Origin of the sequence: Paracoccus sp. 228 (genome assembly GCF_000967825.1) — a bacterium.
GTDB lineage: Bacteria > Pseudomonadota > Alphaproteobacteria > Rhodobacterales > Rhodobacteraceae > Paracoccus > Paracoccus marcusii.
This window is the reverse complement of record NZ_JYGY01000001.1, coordinates 534730-553636: the sequence shown is the minus strand read 5'-3', so window position 1 is coordinate 553636 and position 18907 is coordinate 534730. Positions and strand designations below refer to the sequence as shown.

Genomic DNA, 18907 nt, shown 5'->3' with positions numbered 1-18907 from the left:
CATCCTCTCAGCGTTTGCGCAGCGCGTCGGCCAGGGCCGAGCCGAATGCGCCCGCCCCCTTGGGCGCGGCCTGCGCCGCACGGGGCGCGGGCTTCGCAGCCTCGCGCGCGGGGCGGTCGGTGGGGGCGTTGTCCTTGCGCATGGTCAGGCCGATGCGCTTGCGGGCCACGTCCACCTCGGTCACGCGGACGCGGACCACGTCGCCGGCCTTGACCACCTCGTGGGGGTCCTTCACGAAGCGGTCGGCCAGCTGGCTGACATGGACCAGCCCGTCCTGATGCACCCCGATATCGACGAAGGCGCCAAAGGCCGCGACGTTCGTCACCGTCCCCTCCAGCGACATGCCGGGGCGCAGGTCGCCGATCGCCTCGACGCCGTCGGCAAAGGTCGCGGTGACGAAACCGGGGCGCGGGTCGCGGCCGGGCTTTTCCAGCTCCGACAGGATGTCGCGCACGGTGGGCAGGCCGAAATCCTCGGTGACGAAATCCTGCGCCCGCACCGATTTGAGCGTCGTGCTGTCGCCCATCAGCGACCGCAGATCACGCCCGCAGGCGGCCACGATCTTGCGCGCGACGCCGTAAGCTTCGGGATGGACGGCGGATGCGTCCAGCGGTTCGGACCCTTGGACGCGCAGGAACCCCGCGCATTGCTGGAACGCCTTGGGACCCAGGCCCGCGACCTTCTTCAGCGCGGCGCGGGACGGAAAGGCGCCGGTCGCATCCCGATGCGCGACGATGGCCTGCGCCAGCGACGGCCCCAGCCCCGCCACATGCGTCAGCAGCGCCGCAGAGGCCGTGTTCAGATCGACGCCCACCGCGTTCACGGCATCCTCGACCACGGCCTCCAGCGATTTTGCCAGCTGCCGTTGGTCCACGTCATGCTGGTATTGCCCCACGCCGATGGACTGCGGCGGCACCTTGACCAGTTCGGCCAGCGGGTCCTGCAACCGGCGCGCGATGCTGACCGCGCCGCGCAGGGAGACGTCAAGGCCGGGAAACTCCTTCGCGGCCAGTTCTGACGCGGAATAGACCGAGGCCCCGGCCTCGGAGACGATCACCTTGGTCGGCGCCTTGACCCCCTTGGGCAGGCGCTTCAGCACATCGGCGACCAGACGCTCGCTCTCGCGGCTGGCGGTGCCGTTGCCGATGGCGATCAGGTCGACGCCATGCCTGGCGATCAGCGCCGCCAGCGTGGCCTCTGCCCCGCGCAGGTCGTTCTTGGGCTGGAACGGATAGATGGTCGCGGTGTCCAGCAGCTTGCCGGTGCCGTCCACGACCGCGATCTTGCAGCCGGTGCGGATGCCCGGGTCCAGCCCCAGGGTCGCGCGCGGCCCGGCAGGTGCCGCCAGCAGCAGGTCGCGCAGGTTGCGGGCAAAGACCTGGATCGCCTCGGCATGGGCACGGGCGCGCAATTCGGTCAGCAGGTCGATATACATCGTGTTCGACAGCCGCACCCGCCAGGCCCAGCCCGCGACGCCGCGCAGCCAGTCGGCGCCCGGCCCCTGCCCGACCGCGCCCAGACCCCGCGCCACGATCCCCTCGGCCCGCGCGGTACCGGTCTCGGGTTCGGGGGCGATGTCGATGGTCACGACCTCCTCCTTGGCGGCGCGCAGGATGGCCAGCGCGCGGTGGCCTGGAATGCCCGACCAGGTTTCCGAATGCGCGAAATAGTCGCTGAACTTGGCGCCCGCCTCCTCCTTGCCGGCCACCACGCGGGCGGCGATCACCGCATTGCCGCGCATGAACTCGCGCAGCGGCCCCAGAACCTCGGCATTTTCCGATAGCTCCTCGACCAGGATGTCGCGGGCGCCGTCCAACGCGGCCTTGGGCGTCTCGACCGCGCCCGTCACATAGGTGGGCGCAAGGGTCGCCGGATCGCGCGACGGATCGGCCTGGATCGCGCGCAGCAGCGGCTCCAGACCGTTCTCGCGCGCGATCATCGCCTTGGTCCGGCGCTTTGGCTTGAAGGGCAGATAGATGTCCTCCAGCGCGGCCTTGGTCTCGGCCCCGCCGATGGCACGGGACAGATCGTCGGTCAGCTTGCCCTGGTCGCGGATCGATCCCAGGATCGCCGCACGCCGCGCCTCCATCTCTCGCAGATAGGACAGGCGGTCAGCCAGGGTCCGCAGCTGCGTGTCGTCCAGGCCCCCCGTCACCTCCTTGCGGTAACGTGCGACAAAGGGAACCGTCGCGCCCCCGTCCAGCAGGTCGGAGGCGGCCGTGACCTGCGCGGGGCTGGCGCCGATCTCTGTCGCGATCTGGCGGGCGATGCGGGTGGCGGTCTGGGCAGAGATGTCCATGCGTGGGGGGCCTTGTCGTCCGTGGGTCTTGCGCCCCGGTCTAGCCGCTTGCGGCGGTCTCGCCAAGCGGGGCGTCCTGGGCCAGTTCGGGCATGCGCAGAACCTCTCCGGCAACGGTCTTGCCGACGACGCTGTCGCGCACCGCCTTGCGCAGGGCGGCGGACCGTTTCAGCAGGCGGCGGAACCCGGCCTCGTCCAGCACCAACAGCGTGCTGGGGGTGATCGCGCGGACCTCCGCCTTGCGGATGCGGCGGGTCAGCACGCCCATCTGGCCGAACATCTCTCCGCGGCCAAGGCGCGCGGTCTGGCCCGCGACCTCCTGCTCGACCGCGCCCGAAGCCACGAAGAAGACCGACCGCGCGGGCGTGTCCTTGCGGGTGATCACATGGCCCGCATTGACGTAACGCGTGCGGATCTCTCGGCTCAAGCGCTTCAGTTCGGCATCGTCCAGATCGGCGAACAGCGGGAATTGCCGCACGACCTGGTTCTTGCGCAGGGCCAGGTCCAGCTTGGGGCGGCCTTCGGACTGCTGGCGCCGCTGGCGGACATCGTCCATCAGCTGGATGTGCACCTCGGCGCCGATCAGGCCGTCGTCGCGAAGGGCGTTGTACTCGCGCTCCTCCAGCCGCAGGGCGGTGCGGCGGATGAAGCGGCGCTCCAGCTCCTCGGCATAGCCGGGAAACTGCAGGCGCAGACCCTCCAAGGCGGTCTCCACCGCCTCGATCCGCCGCTGCAGCAATTCGTGCAGCAGTTCGGCCACGCGCCGGCCGTGAATCCGCCGGATGCGGCGATCGATGAACCCATGAAGATCCCGCAGGATCAGACGCTTGCCCAGCAACATCTCGAACCGGTCCGCGGTCATGCGGGCCAGCGGGCCGGCCACGCCGATGCGATTGCGCAGGAAGGCCGCGAACCGGAACGCCGGGCCATAGCGCAGATTGCGCCGTGCCGCGCGCTGATAGCCTGTGCGGCCGCCAGAGCGCGCACCCTCGATGACCCGGTCGGCGTCGAACAGCGCCTGCTCCGACAGTCGCGCCGAGATTGCCCGCTCGCGGAACCGCTGGACGATCATCTCGCGCTCGTGCGCGGCCAGGGCGATCAGGCCCAGGGTGATGCGGTCGCGGTCCAGGATCTCGGCATTGTCCTCGGCCTCGGCGGCCTCGACGGCAGTGTCCAGCCGTGCGGCAAAGCGCTTGGCCTCGGAGCGCACCGTCTCTCGGGTCAGGTCATAGTTCTCGGTGACCGAGGCGACGCCCTCGCGCACCGACTGCAGCGCCACGGCGACGACCTGGTTCGACAGCGCCCGGTCCAGCGGCGACAGCTTGTCCAGGCCCAGAAGGGCGATGACACCGCGCAGCGTGGTGCCCTGCACGATCAGCGTGAACAGGGTGAAGCCGGTGGCCAGGATGCCGACGATGCGCTTCGTCTCGACCGGCACGCGCAGGTTCTCGGTCACCGCCAGGGCCAGCGCCAGGGTCACCGCGCCGCGCAGTCCGCCCCACATGATCGCCACGCGATAGGGTCGTTGGATCTTGGGCGACAGGCGCAGCGTGGTCAGCATCGGCAGCAGCACGAACAGGATCAGCGCCCGCGCGACAAAGGCCGCGATCACTACCACGCCGACCAGGAACAGGTCGTTCAGCCGCACCTCGCCCAGCAGGCGCGGGATCAGCAGCGCCGCCAGGATGAAGATCAGCGCCCCGGCCCAATGCGCCAGCAGGCCCCAGACCTCCTTGAGGTTGACCCAGAACGCAGGCGCCAGGCGGCCCGGACCCATCAGGTTCAGCGTCAGGCCGGACACCACGACCGCGATCACGCCCGACGCGCCCAGCAGCTGTTCCGCGCCGATATAGGCCAGGTAAGGGACCGCGACCGAGACGGATATCTGCGCCGTCTCGAACCGCCCGAACAGGCTCATCAACGCCAGCGCGATCCGCGCAACCAGCCACCCGGCCAGCACGCCGCCCACGATCAGGCCGGGGAACTGGCCCAGGGCCTCGCCCAACTGCGGGTTCGGGACCCCCAGCATGACATAGGTCAGGAACAGGCCGAACAACGCGATGGCGGCGGCGTCGTTCAACAGCGACTCGCCCTCGACGATGCGGGACAGGCGCTTGGGCGCGGACAGGCTGCGGAAGATGCTGACGACCGCCGAGGGGTCGGTGGTCGACACGATCGCCCCGATCAGCAGGCCCACCATCAGCGGCAGCCCCCCGATCCAGTGCAGCGCGAAACCGATGGTCAGGGTCGCCGCCACCACGGCCACCACGGCCAGTGTCAGGATCGGCACCCAGTCATCCATCATCCGCCGGATGTTCATCTCCAGCGTCGCCTGAAAGATCAGCGTCGGCAGGAAGACGTACATGAACACGCTGGACCGGATCGGCAGCGACAGGATGCCGACCGCCACCGGATTCAGCGTCTCTGTCACGTTGGTGCGCAGCAGGAACAGGGCACCGCCGCCGATCAGGATACCCACCGCCGCCAGCATCACGCTGAACGGCAGGCGCAGGCGCGCGGCCAAGGGTTCCGCTGCTGCGATCAGCAGGAACAGCACCGCGGTAAAGGCAGTCAGCAACATGATATCCATGGCTTTCTGGATAGTCGCGGACCGACCGACATGGAAGGCCAACCCCGCCGCCCGCGCGCGTTTTTCCGCGCCGGTGACGGCGATGTGACGACGCGGCAGGCGGCCTTGAAATCGGGTCGCGTCACACACAGCTGAAGGCCCGTGGGGCGCAGGGCGCCCCGCACTGACATTCCGGGCCGGACGGCCCCACAAGCAAGATCAAGAAAGGAGGACCCGCATGTCCTCGATGTTCGAACCCGTGACCCTGGGGGCGGTGACGCTGCGCAACCGGATCGTGATGGCCCCGCTGACCCGGTCGCGGGCGGGCGATGCACGCGTGCCCAACGACCTGATGGTCGAATACTATCGCCAGCGCGCCGGCGCCGGCCTGATCCTGTCCGAGGCGACCAGCATCATGCCGATGGGCGTGGGATACGAGGCGACGCCCGGCATCTGGAACGACGACCAGATCGCCGGCTGGTCGAAGGTGACCCAGGCCGTGCACGAACGCGACGGCCTGATCTACCTGCAGCTGTGGCATGTGGGCCGCATTTCCGACCCGCAGCTGCTGGGCGGGCAGCTGCCGGTGGCGCCGTCGTCGATCCAGCCGGACGGGCATGTCAGCCTGCTGCGTCCCAAGCGCGCCTATGTCACGCCCCGCGCCCTGACCACCGAGGAGATCCCCGGCATCGTCGAGGCCTATCGTCAGGCGGCCGAAAACGCGCGCCACGCGGGCTTTGACGGGGTCGAGATCCACGCCGCGAACGGCTATCTGATCGACCAGTTCCTGCAGGACCGCAGCAACACCCGCACCGACCAGTATGGCGGCGACATCCAGAACCGCGTCCGCTTCCTGAACGAAATCACCGATGCGGTGGTCGGCGTCTGGGGCGGCGACCGGGTCGGTGTCCACCTGGCGCCCCGCGGCGACAGCCATGACATGGGCGACAGCGATGCCCGCGCGCTGTTCACGCAGGTCGCCCGCGACATGCGCGCGCGCGGCGTGGCCTTCCTGTGCCTGCGCGAACGCGTGGCCGAGGACAGCCTGCTGGACGACATCCGCGACGCCTTCGGCGGCCCGGTCATCGCGAACGAGGGCCTAACCCGCGAAAGCGCCGAGGCCCTGCTGGCCGAGGGTCGCGCCGATGCCGTGGCCTTCGGGCGCGATTTCATCGCGACGCCGGACCTGCCTGAACGGTTCCGCAGCGGCCTGCCGCTGAACGACCAGGACCCGGCCACATTCTATGCAGGCGGCGCCGAGGGATACACCGACTATCCCACCGCCACCGACATCGCCGCGGAATGATCCGGCGTCACGCATGACAAAGGGGGCGGCCCATCGGACCGCCCCCTTTCTGCAACGCTGACGACGATCAGCTGTCGTCGCGGCTGGACCGCATGGCCGCGTCACCGGCCGACGGCAGCAGCGTGACGGACACGACATCGTCGGCCATCAGATTGCGCTGGCCCAGTTCGCGGGCGGTGAACAGATCACCGGCGCGACGTTCGACCTTGACCTGCGCCATGGGCGCGGGCGCGAAATCGGGGCGTTCGCTCATGCCCGCCAGGCCGGCGGCGGCGGGCAGTGCGGACAGCGCCATCAGGGCGGCGGTGGTGGCGGCGGCAACAAGACGTTTCATCATGTCTCTCCTGGGTGTCATGTGGGTGGACCGTGTCGATCCATGCTTACAGACACGCTGGAAACCGACTTTCGTGACACCCACTCACCAAACCGTGTCGTTCCGTGTGGACGTCGTGATCGCATGAGAAAGGGGCGGCCCCGCAGGACCGCCCCCCAATCTGATCCGCGGACGGGATCAGCAGCTGTAATACATCGCGTATTCGATGGGATGGGGGGTATGCTCGTAGGCATAGACCTCTTCCCATTTCAGCGCGATATAGCCTTCCAGCTGGTCGCGGGTGAACACGTCGCCCTGCAGCAGGAAGTCCATGTCCTTCTCCAGTTCCTCCAGCGCCTCGCGCAGCGACCCGCAGACGGTCGGGATTTCGGCCAGCTCTTCGGGCGGCAGATCGTAGAGATCCTTGTCCGAGGCCGGGCCCGGATCGATCTTGTTCTTGATGCCGTCCAGGCCGGCCATCAGCAGCGCCGCAAAGCACAGGTACGGGTTGGCCGAGGGGTCCGGAAACCTCGCTTCGACACGCTTGGCCTTGGGGCTTTCCGTCCACGGGATCCGGACGCAGCCAGAGCGGTTGCGGGCCGAGAACGCGCGCAAAACGGGGGCCTCGAAGCCCGGGATCAGGCGCTTGTAGCTGTTGGTCGACGGGTTGGTCAGCGCGTTCAGCGCCTTGGCATGCTTCAGGATGCCGCCGATGAAGTACAGCGCCTCCTGCGACAGGTCCGCATACTTGTCGCCCGAGAACAGCGGCTTGCCGTCCTTCCAGATCGACATGTTGACGTGCATCCCCGACCCATTGTCGCCCTTCATGGGCTTGGGCATGAAGGTGACCGACTTGCCATAGGCATGGGCCACGTTGTGGATGACGTACTTGTATTTCTGGATGTTGTCGGCCTGCTCGACCAGACCACCGAAGATCAGGCCCAGCTCGTGCTGGCAGGTCGCGACCTCGTGGTGATGCTTGTCGACGCGCATGCCCATGCGCTTCATGGTGGACAGCATTTCACCGCGGATATCCTGGGCGGTGTCGACGGGGTTGACCGGGAAATAGCCGCCCTTGTGGGCCGCGCGGTGACCGGTGTTGCCCATCTCGTATTCGGTGTCGGTGTTCCAGGCGGCGTCGGCTGCGTCGATCTGGAACGACACCTTCTGCGGCGTCACCGAATAGCGCACGTCGTCGAAGATGAAGAATTCGGCCTCGGGTCCGAAATAGGCCGCGTCACCAATGCCCGACGCCTTCAGATAGGCTTCGGCCTTGGCGGCGGTGCCGCGCGGGTCGCGCGAATAGGGCTCGTTCGTGTCTGGCTCGACCACGTTGCAGTGCACGCACAGCGTCTTTTCGGCATAGAACGGATCGATATAGACCGAGGCAGGGTCCAGGATCAGCTTCATGTCCGACTGGTCGATCGACTTCCAGCCCGCGATCGAGCTGCCGTCGAACATGAAGCCTTCCTCGAAGAAGTCCTCGTCGACCAGGTCGCGGTCCAGCGTCACGTGCTGCAGCTTGCCCTTGGGGTCGGTGAAGCGAACGTCGACATAGGCGACATCCTCGTCCTCGATCAGCTTCAAGACATCCTTAATTTGCATCTCTTCCCTTTCTTCGTAGATGCGGCCCGGCGGCCTGGGCCTGCCGGGCGCGAAGGCCTGTGTAACTTCGGTCGATCAGACGGCGTCGTCGCCCGTCTCTCCGGTCCGGATGCGGATCGCCTGTTCGACGGGCAAGACGAAGATCTTGCCGTCGCCGATCTTCTCGGTGCGCGCGGCGGCGACGATCGCCTCGATGGCGGCATCGACCTGATCGTCGGGCAGCACCATCTCGATCTTCACCTTGGGCAGGAAGTCGACGACATATTCAGCGCCGCGATACAGTTCGGTATGGCCCTTCTGACGACCGAAACCCTTGACCTCGGTTACGGAAAGACCCTGCACGCCGACTTCCTGCAGCGCCTCTTTGACATCGTCCAGCTTGAACGGCTTGATGATCGCCTCGATCTTCTTCATCGCAATAGACCCTTCCTCGCGGCTTGCCTGAAGACTGATTGGCGCGTTTGATGAACCGCGTAAATGCAGCAGCATGATCTTGGAAGCCCCCAAGCCGTTTGTCCGGCTCGTATGCCTAATATTTCACCATCCAGCCCAAGGATTAATCATCGACCATGATGGAAGGCAGTGAAATCGTCACCGTCGCTCAAATGCGCGCCATCGAATCCGCGGCGATAGGCAGCGGCGTGACGTCCGGGCTGAACCTGATGACCCGCGCGGGACGTGCCGTCGCGGGCCAGATCCGCCTGCGCTGGCCGCGTCCGGGGCGGGCGGTCGTCCTGTGCGGGCCGGGCGCGAATGGCGGCGACGGCTTTGTCGCGGCGCGCGCGCTGTCGCAGGCGGGCTGGCGGGTCGATGTGCTGGGCGCGGCCCCGCGACCGGGCTCCGACGCGGCGGCGGCGCGGGCGCAATGGCCCGGGCCGGTCCTGCCGCTAACCCGCGCGGCGCTGCGCGCCCTGCCCGATGCTGATGTCTATGTCGACGCGATCTTCGGCACCGGCCTAACCCGCCCGCCCGAGGGCGAGATCGCGGCCCTGCTGCGCCATCTGGGCGGCGAGGGCGGCGACGGCGCCTTCTATCGCCCGCGCCTGGTCGCGGTGGATGCGCCAAGCGGTCTGTGCCTGGACAGCGGCGTGATCCTGGGCTCGGGGCGCGGCGCCCTGCCCTGGCACGCGCTGCGCGTCGCGATGACGGTGACCTTCGACAGCCCCAAGCCCGGTCACCTGCTGGAGCATGGCCCCCTGACCTGCGGGCAACTGGTCGTGGCCGATATTGGGTTGGAGCCGTTCCGCGTCCAGGGCGGGCGCGGCCTGCGCCCGGCGCTGATGACCGCGCTCTGGCCGCGCTTCGAGCTGGCCGACCGGCGCCGCGCGCAGGGGCCGGGCGGCGAAGGGCCCTGGCTGCGCAAGCAGCAGTCCGAAGGCGGGCACAAATATGCGCATGGCGCGGCGCTGATCGTGGCGGGGGGCGCGGGGTCGGGCGGCGCGGCGCGGCTGGCGGCACGCGCCGCGCTGCGCGTCGGCGCGGGGCTGGTGACGCTGGCCCCCCCTGCGGCAGCGATGGCGGAACACGGCCTTCCCCCCGACGCGCTGATGCGGCGCGCGGTCGACGATGCGGATGCCCTGGCGCAGCTGGCGTCCGACCGCCGCGGGATGGCGCTGTGCATCGGGCCGGGCTGCGGCGTCACGCGGGCAGCGGCGCTGCTGGACGCCGTGCGGGCTGCGGCGCGGCCGACGGTCCTGGACGCTGATGCGCTGACCGCGTTGGCCAAGGCACCCGGCGCCCTGCCACCGGATTGCGTGCTGACCCCGCATGGCGGTGAATTCGCCCGGCTGTTCCCCGATCTTGCCGACCAGCTGTCCACCGACGCACCCTCCCGCCCCAAACCCACGATACTGCTTGAGGCGGCGCGGCGCATCGGCGCGGTGATCGTGTTGAAGGGGCCGGACACGGTCATCGCCGACCCGCAAGGACAGGTGGCGATCCATTCGGACCTGTATATTCCCTGGCTTGCCACCGCCGGATCGGGGGATGTTCTGGCGGGGATCATCACCGGCCTGTTGGCACGCGGCCTGCCGGCATTCGACGCGGCCTGCCTTGGGGTACGCTTGCACGGGGCGGTCGCACGCCGGCATGGGCCGGGGCTGATCGCGGACGATCTGATCGACGGGCTGGCCCCCGTCATCGCCGAATGGGACGGGTGATTTTTCCCCTCGCACTGCCCGCAGCCATTTGCTAGATCGCGGACAGCGCGGGTATGGCGAAATTGGCAGACGCACCAGATTTAGGTTCTGGCGCCGCAAGGCGTGGGGGTTCAAGTCCCTCTACCCGCACCACCACCGATCGATCGTTCAGCCTTCGGCCGGCGTGGTCAGGCCCAGTTCCGCCATCAGCTCCGGCTCCAGCACGTTGATCTCGGCCGGCGGGGTGCGCAGGGCATATGTCATCAGCCGCAGATCGACCCCCATCTGCACCAGGTAATCCATCACCCCCGCCTGCGCGCGCTGCAGGTCGCTGACCGCCATGAAGGCGGGCAGGATCGTGTTCTGGCCGAAATAATGCTGGTGGACCCCCACCACGCCGTCCGCAGCCACCTGCCGCGTGGCGCCGCCCGCCAGGATATAGGGGCAGGCCGACAGGCAGACCGCCCCGTCGCCCACGCGGGTCGCATAGCCCGCCGCGCGGATCGTGCGCCCGATGGCCAGCGCGTCGGAGACCGATCCGCCCGAACTGTCCAGCGTCACCTGTGTCGCCGTCGGGCGTGTCCGGTCCAGCCAGGCGGCAAAGCGGTCCGCATCGCCCGGCGCAATCTGGCCCGCGATGGTGATCGCGTCATCGGCCTGATCGAATTCCAGCGCCTCGGGCATGGCGCGCATGGGTGGGCCGCCCGGCTGCGACGGGTCCGACGGCCGCAGGTCGGGGCGATAGGGGCGCACGCTTGGTCCCTGTGCGGGCGGGGCGTACAACCCCGGCGCGGCCGATCCCGGTGCGCGCATCAGGTCCAGGCCGACGATGGCGCCCGCCAGCAGCACCTGCGACACCAACACGGCCCGCACCACCTTGTGCGGGGAGGAAAACAGCCCCATCGGCTAGCCCTCGCGCCGCGGAGTGTCGGTGGCGGGCGGCGGTGCGGCATCGATCTGACGCAGCAGGTCAGAGGCCGCAAGCGCCGCACGCAGCTCTCCGACCGTCATGCGTTCGTCGCTGTGCCCCTCTCCGCGGCCGGATCGGATCGCGGCCTGCACGACCATGATGATGAAGACCAGCACCGCGGGCAGCAGGTCGATGGCGATGGCACCCGCCCATGCGGGAACGAAGTTGCCGGCATAGGCGATGACCGCGTCCGCGGCCGACATGGGCGTATAGAGAGCCTCGTCCACCTGCGGCAGGGACATCACCTCGGTCGCGGCCTGCGCCAGGGTGGTGGCGCGCTGTTCGACCAGCGACAGGACAGAGGTGATGGTGCTGGACTGGCCCGCGCGCGTGGCCTCGGTGCTGCCGTCCAGTTCAGGCAGCACGACCGCATCGGCCAGGTCCTGCGCGGCGCGTCCGACCAGCGGCGCCGGGTTCAACTGGCGCAGCTGCGTGATCAGACCGGCCAGTTGGACGGCGTCTTCGGAAAAGCGGACCGTGCGATCCTCCAGCGGTCCCGGCTCAACCGAGGTGCCGCGCATCCGGGACAGGATGGTGTTCCCCTGCGCGAAGGTCTCCTCGATGGGGGCTTCGGCGGCCAGCAGCTGGTCCTCCAGCGCCTGCAGTTCGGCGCCCTTCTGGGTCAGCACCCGAAAGACCGCGCCGCGACCCGAAAAGCCCGACAGGGTGCCGCCCGCCTCCTGCTCGGACAGATCCGCAAAGCTTTGCCGCACCCGGGCCACGTCGCGCGACAGTGCCTGCCCCGCCACGGCGTTCGCATGCGCGCGTTCCAGCGAGGTCTGATAGGTCTGCACGGTGGCCGCCATGTGCGTTTCGACCGCGGCCGTCCCTGCCAGCGCGGCGGCGTTCAGCCAGGACGACATCGCAACGATCGCCACCGATCCAAGCGCCATCGTCAGCAGCAGGCCGACCCGCGATGCCGCCGAGCGCACCGCCGGCAACAGCCGCAGCATGTAGGACCAGAAGACGAAGATGCCCACCGACACCGCGATGGAATAGGCCAGCGCCGCAAAGGTTGTCCACAAGCCCGGATCGTCCAGCAGCGTCCGCACCCCAAGATAGGTATAGATGCCCGATGCGGCCGACAGCACCCCAAGGGCGGTCGAGGTGAAGCTGTCCAGCCAGTCCAGGTGCCGCTCCAGCTCCCGGGCATAGCGGTCGCCGACGCGGTCATGGCTGCGGTCTGGGACGGGGGCGGCGTTGGGGTCGTGGGCCATGCGGTCTCCGGGTGGCGCTGAGGGACTGGCCCCAGATAACCGCAGATTGCCCGCATTCTCAGCCCCTTGCGGCCGATTGCCGGTCACGCTTTCGGCATGACCACGATGGGCATGGCGGCATCGGGGATGCGGGCGAACCCCTCGTCGGGCAGGACCTGGTCGCAGCCGGGGCGTGCGGACTTCAGCCGGGCGCGGTCCAGGACCCGGATCTCTCCGCGCCCCATCTCGACGATGCCTTCGGCGCGCAGTTGCGACAGCGTCTTGTTGACCGTCTGGCGCGAGCATCCGGCGATCGCCGCCAGATCGGTCTGGCTCAGCTGGATCTGCGGAGATTCGGCGCTGGTCATAGTCAACAGGTTGATCCGGATGCGATCTTCGGCGGCATAGAACATCGCGACCGAGTGCTGGCGGTTGTCCCGCGTCAGGCGGTCGTGAAAGATCTTGGCAAAGTTGCGCATCAGCAGGTCGGCCGGAACGTGCCGCAGGATCATCGCCGCATCCAACAGCATCACCGTCGTGTCCGGCAGCGTGGTGCAGCTTGCCGCGCAGGTCCGGCCGGAAAACTGCTCGACCTCTCCCAGCACCTCGCCGGGAACGGCAAGATGGGCCATCACGCGATTTCCGTTGATATCCAGATAGTTGACCTCGATCCGGCCCTTGATGATCAGATAGATCCAGTCGGCAGGCTCGCCTTGGCGCAGAATGTCCCTGGGGCGACGGATATGGACGAGGGCAGCCTCAGCCACCAGGGCCGCCAGCTGCGGCTTGTCCAGATCGGCGATCAGCGCGGGCTTCAGGCGCGTCAGGATCGACAGCAGGTCGGGGATCTGGACAGGTGCCCTGCCTTTCGCCGAATTCGTCCGTGGGGTAACTGCCTGCATGTCCCCTGCCCGATGATCGATGCAGGACCAAGTATATCGACATGACCGCGCAGGAACAGAGGTTTTCGTCAGGTCAACCAAGGTCCCCGCACGCGGCGGTGGCGGATCAAGTGTGCCATCACTGGTTACAGTCCACGAGGTACCACACTCTCGACCCGCGTCACCGGTTTATTGGACAGTTCATTCCGGAACTGTCGGCAGGGCGACACAAGTCATATTGGCGCAGGAAAAATTTGGGGAATGCCCAGGAAACAGGCGACGGGATGCCGGTTGACCCTAGATGATCGTCGCCCGCCCGCGCCCCGCTCCCTTGGACAGGTAGAGGGCCTTGTCCGCCATCGCCAGGACCTGCTCCGGCTGGTCCGGACCGCCGGGATGCCAGACCAGGATGCCCAGGCTGGCCGAAACCTGCAGATCGGTCAGTTCCGGCGGCGACAGCGCCCGGATCGCCACGATGATCCGGTCGGCAAGCTGCTGCAGGGCGGCCCGCGATGTCATGCCCCGCAGGATCAGGACGAATTCGTCACCCCCGATCCGCGCCGCCGTGTCGGCCTTGCGGATATGGCTGCGCAGGACCGCACCGACCGCCCGCAGCAGGTCGTCCCCCGCCTGGTGCCCCAGCTGGTCGTTGACCTGCTTGAAATGGTCCAGGTCCAGATGCGCGATGGCAAAGGGATGCGCGACCTCGTCCGCGAAATCGGCCGTGCGCAGCGACAGGGACAGCGCGATCTCCAGCCCGCGGCGATTCTGCAGGCCGGTCAGCGGATCGGTCTGCGCCTGCAGCAGGGCCAGTTCGCGCGATTGCGCCAACTGGGTGTTGAAGCGCGACAGTTCGGTCAGGACGCCGCGGTTGGCCTCGTGCAGGAACAGTAGTTCCATTGCCAGTTCTGAGGGTGCAAAGTCGTCATCCGTCAGCCCCGCAGCACGAATCGCACGATGAAGGCCGATCCCGAAACCCAGATTGACCAGCAGCGTCCCATCATCGACCTGCACGCCATGGCCGCGCAGGACCAGGTCGCGCGACTGGACCACGCGCAGGAACAGGCGGCGGCGGTGTTCGACTGCGGTGCGGATCGCCTGCAGCGGACAGGGCCCCTGCCCCGCGCGCCCGCTGACTAACCGATCCGCCAGCCCGTCTGCCAGGTCCGGGATCAGCTTGGACAGCGTCGGCCCGACGGACAGGACCTTGCCGCAGGCCGACAGCCACAAGTGCATGGGCAGCAGCTGCCCAAGCGCCTGCGCGGACATGGTCGGGCCGGTCACGACGACACCGCGCCGCTCAGCTGCGCCCCCTGCAGGCTGAAGATGCGACCCTCGAAGAACTGTTCGTCCCAGATGTCGATGCGGATCGACAGCCCCTCGACCGAGATGAGGCACAGCGCGCCGTAATCGTCAGCCATGCCGCGGATCAGCCCGACCAGAAGATGCTGCCACACCGGGTCGGGTTCCAGCATGACCAGCCAGACGGACTGATCCTCCGCCTCGACCTGCAGGCGCGGAACCTCCAAGTCGGGCAGGACCAGATGCGCGCGACCGGGCAGCTCCTCAAGACGCAGCAGGAAATCCTTGAAGTCGCGGCCCGAAAACCGCAGCAGGCGCCGCACAGGCTCGATGCGCGTCATCCATCCGCCCAGATCCTCGAACATCTCGGGCAGCGGTTTCGACAGCCGGAACGCGGCGCGTTCCAGTGCACCCGTCCCGAACCCGGCGCCAAGCGGCGCCAGTCGACCGACGGCCACGGCCTCCTCGTCGGCGACGGACTGGACCAGGTCTTCACCATACGTGGCGCGGAGGAATTCTTCGATCGCGCGATTGATCAGACTTTTCATGCCCACCTCGATTCGAACCGAAACTAGCGGCAGGGCGTAAACAAATCGGAAAGCGCCGATGGAAAAAGGTCTAGTCGGCCTCCCAGCCATAGCTGCCCGGTCCCGACAGGGCCGTGCGGGCCGTCATGATGTCGCCTGGACGCACGCCAAGGCTGTCGGCAAAGCTGCACAGGCGGTCATCGTCCTCGACCAGAAAATCAAGCAGGAACAGGGCGATGTCAGGACGGCTGGCGAAATTGCGGATATCGGCGGGCTGCAGGCCGGCGGCCTCCATGAACTGCGCCAGATCCTGCGGCCGATCGGCCAACAGGATCAGCGTCTGCGTCGCCAGATCGGCGGCCTGCTGGGCCGAATACGCCATTTTTCCATCCGTATCGCAATTTCGTGAGCTGGCCTGCACCAGAAACTCTTTGTTAAGCATTTTAGGTGAAATTGAAATGAAGATGTCGGATTTCTGGATAGATCGATGACGGCACGTATCATGGTTGCAGATGGCATAGCGACGGCGCGGATCACGTTGAAGGTCCGGCTGTCCGCCGTGCGCTATGACGTGGCCGCGGTCGCCTCGGCCGCGCAGCTGATGCAGGAACTGGACGCGGCCCTGCCCGACCTGATCATCCTGGGAAATTTCCCCGACGGATCGGCCATCGACATCTGCGGGCGGCTGTCGCGCGATCCGCGGCTGGCGGATATCCCGGTGCTGATGCTGGTCCGGCCCGAACAGCGGCTGGCCGCGCTGCAGGCGGGGGCAACCGCGACGCTTGAACCCGACGTCGACGACCAGATGCTGATGGCGCGGATCCGCAACATTCTGCGCCAGTCGGATGCCCCGCAGGCCAGCCGGATGGGCATGGCCGAGGCACCGGCCGGTTTTGTCCATGCCGATCGTCCGCTGATCGTGCTCATCGCGGACAGCCAGACCCGTGCGCGGCGCTGGCGGCAGATGCTGTCCGAACGTATGCCCTGCCGGTTCGAGATCCGCGATCCTGACGAAGCGCTGGGCGCCGCATCCGCAGGGCGGACGGCGGACCTGTACCTAATCTCGGCAGATATCCGCGAGCGTGGTGACGGGCTGCGCCTGCTGTCCGAACTGCGGTCTCGTCAGGGGTCTCGGGATGCGGGCTTCGTCATCGCCATCGGGCCTGACCGGGCCGAGCTGTCGGCCATCGCCCTGGATCTCGGGGCGGGTGACGTGATGCCGGACGCGCTGTGCACCGCGGCGACAGCCGAGGCCGCGGCGGTGTCGCTGCAGATGCTGCTGTCGCGCAAATCCAAGAGCGACCAGCGTCGGGCCGAGGTTCAGCGTCACATGCTGTGGGCGATGACCGATCCGCTGACCGGGCTGTACAACCGCCGCTATGCCCTGCCAAAGCTGGCCGACATCGCGCGCGACGCGATGTTGGCGCATCAGGGATTCGCGGTCTTTGCCATCGACCTGGACCATTTCAAGGCGGTGAATGACTGCCATGGTCACACCGCCGGCGATGCCGTCCTGGCCGAGGTCGCGCAGCGTCTGCGCGATACCATCGGCGTGGACGGCATGACGGCCCGCATGGGCGGAGAGGAGTTCCTGGCTGTGCAGGGCAACTGTCCCCCGGTACGCGCGGCCCGCATTGCCGAGGCGCTGCGGCTGGCCGTGCAGGCGCGGCCCGTACGCCTGCCGGGCCTGTCCGGCGGCGGCGCGATCCGGGTGACGGCGTCGGTCGGGGTGGCCATGGTCGCGCCCGCGGACGACATCTGGCCGGATCAGCTGGCGCGCGTGGCGCTTGAGCGTGCGGACCGGGCGCTGCTGGCAGCCAAGGCTGCGGGGCGCAACCAGGTCGTCTGTTCGCGCGCGGAACGTGCGGCATAGGAGGGACTTTCAATGTGCCGCCCCGCCGCCTAGATTTGGTCCAAGCCCGCAGAGGACCCCGTCATGACAGATGCTGCCAAGATCACCCCATCGCTGACCCCCGAACGCCCGACGGGCCAGGCCATGCTGCGTGGCGCGCGGGGCCGCTGCCCGGCCTGCGGAGAGGGGCGGATGTTCTCAAGCTACCTCAAGGTGGCGGATGCCTGTCCCCATTGCCACGAGGATCTGCACCACCAGCGGGCCGACGACGGCCCGGCCTACCTGACCATCCTGATCGTCTCGCATCTGGGAGCACCATTGTTGCTGGCATCCTTCATCGCGTGGCGCCCCAGTGCCATGACGATGATCCTGTCCTTTGGCCTAGGGGCGATCGTGCTGTCTTTGGCGATGCTGCCGGTGATCAAGGGTGCCATGGTCGGGTTACAGTGGGCACGGCGCATGCACGGGTTCGGCCGGGCATGAGCGTAGCCATCCGCGATGCAGCGACGATCCTGGTCGTGCGCCGCGACGTGGGCGGTGCGTCGGTCCTGATGGGCATGCGCGGCGCCGGCGCGGCCTTCATGCCGTCGAAATTCGTCTTTCCCGGCGGGGCCGTCGACCCTGAGGACGCGCAGGTTGCCTTGGCCCGTCCCCTTGGCCTGACCTGCCGCGCGCGCCTGCTGCAGGAGGATGGCCTGTCCCCCGACGCCATCGCTGCCGCGGCCCTGCGCGAACTGGCCGAAGAAACCGGCCTGCTGATCGGCCGTCCGGGGGGCGCACCCTGCGGCTGGCCCGGCCATGTCAAGGCAGGTCTGACTCCTGATGCGGGTCCGCTGATCTATTTGTTCCGGGCCATCACGCCACCGGGGCGACCCCGCCGGTTCGATGCGCATTTCTTCGTCGCGGATGCGGCCGACATCGCCGGCGACCCCGATGATTTCGGCGCCGCCTGCGACGAGCTGTCCCATCTGCACTGGGTGCCGCTGGATCAGGCAGACGCGCTGGACCTGCCCTTCATCACCGAGGTCGTGCTGGCCGAACTGACGGCGCTGATCCGCGACCTGCCGCATGACCAGCCGCTGGCCGCGCCCGACACGGTGCCCTTCTTCGACAATCGCGGGCCCGCGCCGATCTTTCGCCAGATCGCCTAGCGGCCGGTAAAGACCGCCGGCCGCTTTTCCAGGAACGCCGTCACCCCTTCGACAAAATCGGCACTGCGTCCGGCCTGCCCCTGCAGACGTGCCTCCAGCGCCAGTTGCGCCTGCATGTCGTTCCCGAACGAGGCCGTCAGTGCCTGCCTGATGGCCAGAAACGCCCCGGTCGGCCCCTTGGCCAGCGCCTGCGCCCGGGCCGCGACCCCTGCGGCGAAATCGGCATCGGGCAGCGCCTGCCAGATCATCCCCCAGTCCGCCGCCTGCCGCGCGGACACGGGTTCGGCGAACAGCGTCATCCCCATCGCGCGCGCCATGCCGACCGCCCGCGGGATGATCCAGGTCCCGCCCGCATCCGGGATCAGCCCGATCCGCGTGAAGGCCTGGATGAAGCTGGCGCTTTCCGCGGCGATTACCACGTCGGCGGCCAGCGCCAGGTTCGCCCCGGCCCCGGCCGCCACGCCGTTCACCGCGGCGATGACCGGCACGGGACAGGTGGTTACCGCAGCCAGCATCGGCTCGTATTCCTCGCGCAGGGTGCGCTCCAGATCGGCGGCGGCACCCGCATCGGTCAGGTCCTGCCCGGAACAGAACCCCCGGCCTGCCCCGGTCATCACCACGGCACGCACATCGGGCGCCAGCGTCGTCAGCACCTGCGTGATCTCGGCCCGCATGCGGGTGTTCAGCGCATTCATCACCGCGGGGCGGTTCAGCGTAAGCGTGGCGACGCCGTCGGCTGTCGCGAACTGAATGGTCTCGAAGCTCATGTCATCCTCCCGTTTCCGGGGATCATGCCGA

At 68.1% G+C, this 18907-nt stretch carries 17 protein-coding genes and 1 tRNA gene; 6 read left to right on the top strand and 12 right to left on the bottom strand.

All coding sequences use genetic code 11. The features are described from left to right. Positions 1 to 7: 7 nt before the first annotated feature. Both SY26_RS02620 and SY26_RS02615 read right to left on the bottom strand, forming a co-directional pair. Entirely contained in the window at positions 8 to 2299 is a 2292-nt protein-coding gene (locus tag SY26_RS02620; RefSeq protein WP_045999142.1) for a Tex family protein, read from the bottom strand. 40 nt (positions 2300 to 2339) lie between these two features. Beyond that, on the bottom strand, positions 2340 to 4889 hold the full coding sequence (locus tag SY26_RS02615) for a cation:proton antiporter (protein ID WP_045999141.1): 2550 nt from the start codon (positions 4887 to 4889) through the stop codon (positions 2340 to 2342). 217 nt (positions 4890 to 5106) lie between these two features. On the opposite strand from SY26_RS02615, the gene SY26_RS02610 reads away from it, so the two are divergent. Next, positions 5107 to 6174: an alkene reductase gene (locus tag SY26_RS02610; RefSeq protein ID WP_045999140.1), complete on the top strand. Its 1068-nt coding sequence runs from the start codon at positions 5107 to 5109 to the stop codon at positions 6172 to 6174. 67 nt (positions 6175 to 6241) lie between these two features. On the opposite strand, the gene SY26_RS02605 is transcribed toward SY26_RS02610, so the two are convergent. From SY26_RS02605 to SY26_RS02595, 3 genes are all read right to left on the bottom strand, one after another. Then, on the bottom strand, positions 6242 to 6511 hold the full coding sequence (locus SY26_RS02605) for a hypothetical protein (RefSeq protein ID WP_045999139.1): 270 nt from the start codon (positions 6509 to 6511) through the stop codon (positions 6242 to 6244). 174 nt (positions 6512 to 6685) lie between these two features. Continuing rightward, on the bottom strand, positions 6686 to 8092 hold the full coding sequence (glnA, locus tag SY26_RS02600) for a type I glutamate--ammonia ligase (protein ID WP_045983010.1): 1407 nt from the start codon (positions 8090 to 8092) through the stop codon (positions 6686 to 6688). Positions 8093 to 8167: 75 nt separating this feature from the next. Then, on the bottom strand, positions 8168 to 8506 hold the full coding sequence (locus tag SY26_RS02595) for a P-II family nitrogen regulator (RefSeq protein WP_042248864.1): 339 nt from the start codon (positions 8504 to 8506) through the stop codon (positions 8168 to 8170). 155 nt (positions 8507 to 8661) lie between these two features. Between SY26_RS02595 and SY26_RS02590 the strand changes: the two genes are divergently transcribed. Together SY26_RS02590 and SY26_RS02585 are read left to right on the top strand one after the other, a co-directional pair. Further along, positions 8662 to 10251: a bifunctional ADP-dependent NAD(P)H-hydrate dehydratase/NAD(P)H-hydrate epimerase gene (locus tag SY26_RS02590; RefSeq protein ID WP_045999138.1), complete on the top strand. Its 1590-nt coding sequence runs from the start codon at positions 8662 to 8664 to the stop codon at positions 10249 to 10251. A gap of 47 nt (positions 10252 to 10298) precedes the next feature. Further along, positions 10299 to 10383: transfer RNA gene (locus tag SY26_RS02585), tRNA-Leu, on the top strand. A gap of 15 nt (positions 10384 to 10398) precedes the next feature. On the opposite strand, the gene SY26_RS02580 is transcribed toward SY26_RS02585, so the two are convergent. The 6 genes from SY26_RS02580 to SY26_RS02555 form a co-directional block, all read right to left on the bottom strand. Then, on the bottom strand, positions 10399 to 11133 hold the full coding sequence (locus SY26_RS02580) for a hypothetical protein (RefSeq protein WP_045999137.1): 735 nt from the start codon (positions 11131 to 11133) through the stop codon (positions 10399 to 10401). Between the two features lie 3 nt (positions 11134 to 11136). Beyond that, the gene (locus SY26_RS02575) at positions 11137 to 12417 is read right to left on the bottom strand and encodes a hypothetical protein (RefSeq protein ID WP_045999136.1); all 1281 of its coding nucleotides are present in this window, start codon (positions 12415 to 12417) and stop codon (positions 11137 to 11139) included. Positions 12418 to 12500: 83 nt separating this feature from the next. Then, the gene (locus SY26_RS19760) at positions 12501 to 13298 is read right to left on the bottom strand and encodes a Crp/Fnr family transcriptional regulator (protein WP_052715088.1); all 798 of its coding nucleotides are present in this window, start codon (positions 13296 to 13298) and stop codon (positions 12501 to 12503) included. Between the two features lie 276 nt (positions 13299 to 13574). Continuing rightward, positions 13575 to 14561, bottom strand: a complete 987-nt coding sequence (locus tag SY26_RS02565) for a GGDEF domain-containing protein (RefSeq protein ID WP_084693648.1) — start codon at positions 14559 to 14561, stop codon at positions 13575 to 13577. Beyond that, complete coding sequence (locus SY26_RS02560; protein ID WP_052715087.1) at positions 14558 to 15127, bottom strand: hypothetical protein; 570 nt, start codon at positions 15125 to 15127, stop codon at positions 14558 to 14560. The genes SY26_RS02565 and SY26_RS02560 overlap by 4 nt, the downstream gene beginning before the upstream one ends. Positions 15128 to 15197: 70 nt before the next feature. After that, the gene (locus tag SY26_RS02555; RefSeq protein WP_045999135.1) at positions 15198 to 15488 is read right to left on the bottom strand and encodes a DUF3572 family protein; all 291 of its coding nucleotides are present in this window, start codon (positions 15486 to 15488) and stop codon (positions 15198 to 15200) included. Between the two features lie 105 nt (positions 15489 to 15593). Here SY26_RS02555 and SY26_RS02550 point away from each other — a divergent pair, with 105 nt between their 5' ends. The 3 genes from SY26_RS02550 (at position 15594) to SY26_RS02540 (ending at position 18109) form a co-directional block, all read left to right on the top strand. Then, complete coding sequence (locus SY26_RS02550; RefSeq protein WP_045999134.1) at positions 15594 to 16979, top strand: diguanylate cyclase; 1386 nt, start codon at positions 15594 to 15596, stop codon at positions 16977 to 16979. Positions 16980 to 17042: 63 nt separating this feature from the next. Next, a complete protein-coding gene (locus SY26_RS02545; protein WP_045984140.1) occupies positions 17043 to 17441 on the top strand; it encodes a DUF983 domain-containing protein in 399 nt (132 codons plus the stop codon). Continuing rightward, a complete protein-coding gene (locus SY26_RS02540) occupies positions 17438 to 18109 on the top strand; it encodes a DNA mismatch repair protein MutT (RefSeq protein ID WP_045999133.1) in 672 nt (223 codons plus the stop codon). Before SY26_RS02545 ends, SY26_RS02540 begins: the two co-directional genes overlap by 4 nt. On the opposite strand, the gene SY26_RS02535 is transcribed toward SY26_RS02540, so the two are convergent. After that, positions 18106 to 18876: an enoyl-CoA hydratase-related protein gene (locus SY26_RS02535; RefSeq protein ID WP_045999132.1), complete on the bottom strand. Its 771-nt coding sequence runs from the start codon at positions 18874 to 18876 to the stop codon at positions 18106 to 18108. The two genes, SY26_RS02540 and SY26_RS02535, sit on opposite strands and share 4 nt — an antisense overlap. Between the last annotated feature and the right edge of the window lie 31 nt (positions 18877 to 18907).

Coding starts and splice junctions, on each gene's coding strand:
- SY26_RS02620 (WP_045999142.1), bottom strand. CDS start 2,299: ATGGACATCTCTGCCCAGACCGCCACCCGCATCGCCCGCCAGATCGCG.
- SY26_RS02615 (WP_045999141.1), bottom strand. CDS start 4,889: ATGGATATCATGTTGCTGACTGCCTTTACCGCGGTGCTGTTCCTGCTG.
- SY26_RS02610 (WP_045999140.1), top strand. CDS start 5,107: ATGTCCTCGATGTTCGAACCCGTGACCCTGGGGGCGGTGACGCTGCGC.
- SY26_RS02605 (WP_045999139.1), bottom strand. CDS start 6,511: ATGATGAAACGTCTTGTTGCCGCCGCCACCACCGCCGCCCTGATGGCG.
- glnA (WP_045983010.1), bottom strand. CDS start 8,092: ATGCAAATTAAGGATGTCTTGAAGCTGATCGAGGACGAGGATGTCGCC.
- SY26_RS02595 (WP_042248864.1), bottom strand. CDS start 8,506: ATGAAGAAGATCGAGGCGATCATCAAGCCGTTCAAGCTGGACGATGTC.
- SY26_RS02590 (WP_045999138.1), top strand. CDS start 8,662: ATGATGGAAGGCAGTGAAATCGTCACCGTCGCTCAAATGCGCGCCATC.
- SY26_RS02580 (WP_045999137.1), bottom strand. CDS start 11,133: ATGGGGCTGTTTTCCTCCCCGCACAAGGTGGTGCGGGCCGTGTTGGTG.
- SY26_RS02575 (WP_045999136.1), bottom strand. CDS start 12,417: ATGGCCCACGACCCCAACGCCGCCCCCGTCCCAGACCGCAGCCATGAC.
- SY26_RS19760 (WP_052715088.1), bottom strand. CDS start 13,298: ATGCAGGCAGTTACCCCACGGACGAATTCGGCGAAAGGCAGGGCACCT.
- SY26_RS02560 (WP_052715087.1), bottom strand. CDS start 15,127: ATGAAAAGTCTGATCAATCGCGCGATCGAAGAATTCCTCCGCGCCACG.
- SY26_RS02555 (WP_045999135.1), bottom strand. CDS start 15,488: ATGGCGTATTCGGCCCAGCAGGCCGCCGATCTGGCGACGCAGACGCTG.
- SY26_RS02550 (WP_045999134.1), top strand. CDS start 15,594: ATGACGGCACGTATCATGGTTGCAGATGGCATAGCGACGGCGCGGATC.
- SY26_RS02545 (WP_045984140.1), top strand. CDS start 17,043: ATGACAGATGCTGCCAAGATCACCCCATCGCTGACCCCCGAACGCCCG.
- SY26_RS02540 (WP_045999133.1), top strand. CDS start 17,438: ATGAGCGTAGCCATCCGCGATGCAGCGACGATCCTGGTCGTGCGCCGC.
- SY26_RS02535 (WP_045999132.1), bottom strand. CDS start 18,876: ATGAGCTTCGAGACCATTCAGTTCGCGACAGCCGACGGCGTCGCCACG.